Here is a 2,922-nt window from a genome sequence, read left to right as displayed (position 1 = left end):
TTGATTCTTCGCTGACCGCCTCCGGGCGGTCATCTCTTTTTCAGGCCCTGACTGTTGCGCATCTCGTCACTCATTCCGGTGGCTCTCACGCCGACCAACTTCTCTCCTCAGTTATCTGACGCGGCTTTTCCCGAAGGCGCGGATCACGCGAACCCGTGATGCGGCTTGGACCACACCGGCGCCGGACCGGGTGATCTATGACGTCGGCCGCGATCACGATCCAGAGCGGCTGATCTTCGATCACCACCAGAAAAGCCCACCCCTGCGCGGCGACGGCCAGCCCTACAGCTCGTTCGGCCTAGTCTGGCGGCACTTCGGCAGGGACTATCTGCGGGCCTTCGGTGCTCATGATCGGAATCTGGACATGATCCATGCCGCGTTCGAAGCCGATTTCGTCCTGCCCATCGACTTGGTAGACAATGGTGCCCTGTCGCCAAGCGGGCTACTCGCGGACCTGTCCCTGCCGCTCCTGCTGGAAAGTCTCGAACCCGTCTTCCACGATCGCAGCCCGGGTGCCGATGATCGGGCCTTCGACCACGCGTTGACCATCGCTCGTGCCTTCATCGAGGCGGCGGTTGTACGATGGCCGCCAAGCTGCGGGCCGAGGCTGTCGTCATGGAGGCCATCGCCTCCGTCGGAGAAAGCCAGATCCTCGAACTCCCGATGAGCATGCCCTTCCGCTCTGCCATCGAGAAGGCGGGCGCCGATCACCTGCTGTTCGTGGTTCACCCCCGATAAACAGACTGGACCCTGACCGGCATCCGCCGCGAAGCTGAGGGTTTTGCCCTTCGGGCCGATCTTCCCGTGGCTTGGGCGGAGCTGACGGACACGGCCTTCGAATCTGCATCTGGGTATGCCTGGCTCACGCTTCTGCCACAACGCCCGCTTCATTGCTGTGGCCGCAGATCGTGAGGCTGCTCGGCAGCTTGCCACTCTGGCAGTTCAACATGCGGAGGCACTGCGAGGAACAGCTTGAAGCCTACACTTGTCCCAGGTGGCAGCGTCTCGTCAGTAACCAAAAGGGCGGAAGCTGTGTAAAAACTCCTGTTTATGCTGCACTTTTACATGGTTGGGAGGCTTGGCATGTCAGGTTTCATCGAGGGCATGAACCGGGATCAGACGACGCTTTTCCCGGAGCGTCTGGAGGACTGGGTCAGCGAAGATAACCTTGTCCGTGTCGTCGATGAACTCGACCTTGGCGCTCTTGGCTTTCATCGCCATGCGGCCGCACGGACGGGACGGCCGGGTTATCATCCGGCGGTGCTTCTGAAACTGTTCATCTACGGCTATCTGAACCGCATCCCGTCCAGTCGGCGCCTCGAGCGTGAGGCAGGGCGCAATGTCGAGGCGATGTGGCTGACCGGGCGGCTGGTGCCCGACCACAAGACCATCGCCGATTTCCGGCGCGAGAACGGCCCGGCCATTCGCCGTACCTGTGCCGAGTTCGTGGAACTGTGCCGCCGGATCGGCGTGCTGAGGGGCGACTGTGTTGCTGTCGACGGCAGCAAGTTCAAGGCCGTCAACAATCGCGACCGGAACTTCACCAAGGCGAAGATCGCCAGTCGCCTGGCGCACTTGGAGAAGGAGGTCGGCCGCTATATCGAGGAGGCCGAGCGGGCGGATCGGCAGGAAACCGGCGAGGCACGCGCCGAAAAGATAGCCCATCTGACCAGCCGTTATCACCGCGCCCGGCTGGAGATGGATCGTATGGTGAGGTTGCGCCGGGAACTGGAAACGGCGCCGGACGAACAGATATCGCTGACCGACCCGGACGCCCGCGCCATGGCCACGCGGGCGCAGCATAGCGGGCATGTGGGCCATGATCGAGACCAGCTCACCCCGATGGCGGGCGCCGCGAAGGCTGCCCTCCGGCGCGACGACCTGCATATCTTGGCCGACAAAGGCTATTTTAGCGGCGGCGAGATACTCGCCTGCCACGAGCAGGGCATCACGGCGACTGTCCCGCGGCCGGACACGTCCGGGAGCCGGGTGCATGGGCGCTATGTGAAGGCGGACTTCGCCTATGATCCCGACAAGGATATCTATCGCTGCCCGGCCGGCGAGGTGTTGAGTTATCGATCCACGCTCGAGCAGCAGGGCCTGCAGATGCGCCACTACTGGAGCACGGCTTGCCCCGACTGTCCGTTGCGCAACCGCTGCACGACGAACACTCTGCGCCGGATCGGTCGCTGGGAACATGAGCATTTGTGGAGGCGGCTGACGCCCGCCGACGGAACGCCTCGGCCCCGATGAGGATCCGGCGCTTTACGGTTGAGCACCCGTTCGGCACGATCAAGGCCTGGATGGGGCACACCCACTTCCTGACACGAGGGTTCGTGAACGTCCGAACGGAAATGGCGCTGAATGTCCTTGCCTACAATATCAAGCGCATGGTCTTTCTGATCGGCATCCGGGACCTAATGGCGGCAATCCCAGGCTGAGCCGCCAGGCATGGTGAGTTCCGGAAGCCATAACGAAAAATTCCTGATCTCAGACAAGGAGCTCATAAGTCACTGCGACCGAAGGAAGTTTTTACACAGTCTCGGCGGAGAGCGGCCTAGCGCGAGTCGGTCTTCGTCTGCGCAGCAACCGGCGAGCTGTTGTTGATGCCGTCCCACGACCTAAGCCGCAAGATGCTGTCACCAAGGAAGGTATCGTGAACTGTTTAGGCTCCAGACTCATTGAGTTTCACGGCCAGAACAAGAGGGTTGCGGCTAGCATGATCGCAGAGAAGAAGGTTTCCTGGCACCGGTCGTATCGGGTCGCGACGTATGAGGAAGATCGGAAAACAGTCCGGTGGACTGTTTTCCCGACGATTGGCCAATCCTTCAGGCGGCCGAATATGATCTTGATGCGGTTGCGCCGTTTGTAGCGCCTCTTGTCGTATTTCACCGCCTTCTTGCGAGACTTCCGGCCGGATGC

The 2,922-nt window shown here is 61.6% G+C and carries 3 pseudogenes; 2 read left to right on the top strand and 1 reads right to left on the bottom strand.

From position 1 onward, the window contains the following. Positions 1–47 precede the first annotated feature (47 nt). Together PARHAE_RS19930 and PARHAE_RS19925 are read left to right on the top strand one after the other, a co-directional pair. Positions 48–976: pseudogene (locus PARHAE_RS19930) on the top strand (MYG1 family protein). Positions 977–1,083: 107 nt separating this feature from the next. Continuing rightward, positions 1,084–2,441: pseudogene (locus PARHAE_RS19925) on the top strand (transposase). Positions 2,442–2,688: 247 nt separating this feature from the next. Here PARHAE_RS19925 and PARHAE_RS19920 read toward each other — a convergent pair. Continuing rightward, a pseudogene (locus PARHAE_RS19920) lies at positions 2,689–2,922 on the bottom strand (hypothetical protein); the annotation flags it as partial.

Source organism: Paracoccus haematequi (assembly GCF_900631945.1).
GTDB lineage: Bacteria > Pseudomonadota > Alphaproteobacteria > Rhodobacterales > Rhodobacteraceae > Paracoccus > Paracoccus haematequi_A.
This window is presented reverse-complemented; position numbering and strand designations above follow the sequence as displayed.